Source organism: Corallococcus terminator (assembly GCF_003611635.1).
GTDB lineage: Bacteria > Myxococcota > Myxococcia > Myxococcales > Myxococcaceae > Corallococcus > Corallococcus terminator.
This window is the reverse complement of record NZ_RAVZ01000666.1, coordinates 1-1604: the sequence shown is the minus strand read 5'-3', so window position 1 is coordinate 1604 and position 1604 is coordinate 1. Positions and strand designations below refer to the sequence as shown.

2 protein-coding genes and 1 pseudogene are annotated in these 1604 nt (G+C 71.0%); all 3 read left to right on the top strand.

Annotated features, from left to right (window positions below):
• Positions 1-311: 311 nt before the first annotated feature.
• Positions 312-458 (top strand): lmo0937 family membrane protein, encoded by a 147-nt coding sequence (locus tag D7V88_RS41335; RefSeq protein ID WP_370052078.1) that lies wholly within the window; start codon positions 312-314, stop codon positions 456-458.
• Entirely contained in the window at positions 455-1024 is a 570-nt protein-coding gene (locus tag D7V88_RS41330) for a hypothetical protein (protein WP_244238684.1), read from the top strand. The genes D7V88_RS41335 and D7V88_RS41330 overlap by 4 nt, the downstream gene beginning before the upstream one ends.
• Before the next feature lie 97 nt (positions 1025-1121).
• Positions 1122-1604, top strand: a pseudogene (locus D7V88_RS41325) (HupE/UreJ family protein); the annotation flags it as partial.

The following is a 1604-nucleotide window of genomic DNA, read 5'->3' as shown; positions in this document are numbered from 1 at the left end:
CCCCGCATCTCGCCCTCCCCTGGCGCCCGACTGCTCGCGCCCGCTGACTCGCCCACACCCAGCGACTAAGCAGACAACGTGCCAGCGTACGATGCGTGTGTATGCCTCCTTGTAGGATCCTTATAGAGCGCGTCCGGAACGGCCCCGCGGGTCCGTTCCGGGTCTGAAAAAATGCCCGGGGAGGGAAGTTTGTTTCCCAACCTGAGGCTGCAGAAACCTCCCCCTGTTGCCGCGAGGGGGCCGCGTTCCTAGCTTGCGCCTCGTTCTATTCGTGGGCCCTGTGTGGCGGGAGGCGTGGCGTGTACTGGACCATGGGCATCATTCTGATGGTGTTGTGGGTGATGGGGCTGATCACCGGTTCGACGGAGGGGCAGTGGGTGCACCTCCTCCTGGTGTTCTCCGTCATCGCCTTCGTGCTGGCCGTCGCGTCGCTGGGCCGCCGGCGGGGGCTGGCGTGAACGTGCCGGAGCTGGACATGGCGTGGCTGGAGCTGCCACGCGACAAGGCGGGCTTCGTGCGGCGCGAATGTCCCCGCTGCCAGCGCAACTTCAAGACGCGCCCGAACCGGCATGATCCGGGGATGCTGCAGCGGCTGCTGGCCGGCTACTTCCCCTTCGAGAACATCCACGAGGCGTACACGGCGGAGGAGCTGCCCGCCTTCCACTGCCTGTACTGCGGCCACCGCGCGCTGCCGGATGCGTGGCTCACGCCGGAGCAGTCCGCCCACGTGGAGCAGATGGCGCGCTCGTGGGCGAACCACGTGCGCTACGAACAACTGGCGTATGTGCAGCGCACGCTGTCGCAGAACCCGCACCCCACCTTCGTGTCGGTGGCGCCGGAGCCGCTGCCCCGGCCGCTGCCTCCGGATGAAGAGCTGCTGCGCACGCTGCCCATGCTCTGCTGTGGGGATGAGGTGCAGGCGTCGTGGGACTGGGACGCGCCCCTCGTCTGTCCGCGCTGCGGCGCGCACCACGGCGGGCTGAGCGGACGCCGGCAGGTGACCCTGGAGTTCGTGCAGGAGTAGCGACACCCCGAGGCGGCCGCGGCCGCGAAGCTTCGCCCCTCGTGCGGAATCCGGCAGTGGACGGCCGGGTCGCGCGGAGGGCAGGCTCGCGGGCGCGATGAAGCCCGGCCCTGTCGTCCCGGTGGCGCTGATGGTCCTGGCCCTGCTGGGGCCCGGCGTCGCCCACGCCCACGAGGCGGAGCTGATCTCCGTGCGGGCCGTCCGCGACGACGCGTCCCCGGATCACGTGCGCGAGACCTTGACGCTGTCCCCGGAAACACTCCGCCTGCTGCTGCCCGACCTCGGCGCGCGCGACGGTGATGCGCCAGGCGCTCCCTCCTTCTTCGAAGCACGACGCGCGGAGCTGGAGGCGCGCGTCTGGAGCCGGGTGCCCCTGTTCGCGGACGAGGCGCCGTGCATCCTCCAGTCCTCGGGCGGAGCCTGGGACGCGGAACGGGGCGTGGCGCTGCACGCGGACTTCCGCTGTCCACCCGGCGCGCTCCACCAGACGTTCGGCGTGCTGGACGTGCTGCCCCGGGGCTATCGGGTGATCCGCGCGGGGCTGGGGGAGGGCGGTGCTCCGGCGGGCGCGGCCTTCGCG

Excerpts from the sequence above, each read along its gene's own strand:
- D7V88_RS41335 (WP_370052078.1), top strand. The coding sequence starts at position 312 with ATGGGCATCATTCTGATGGTGTTGTGGGTGATGGGGCTGATCACCGGT.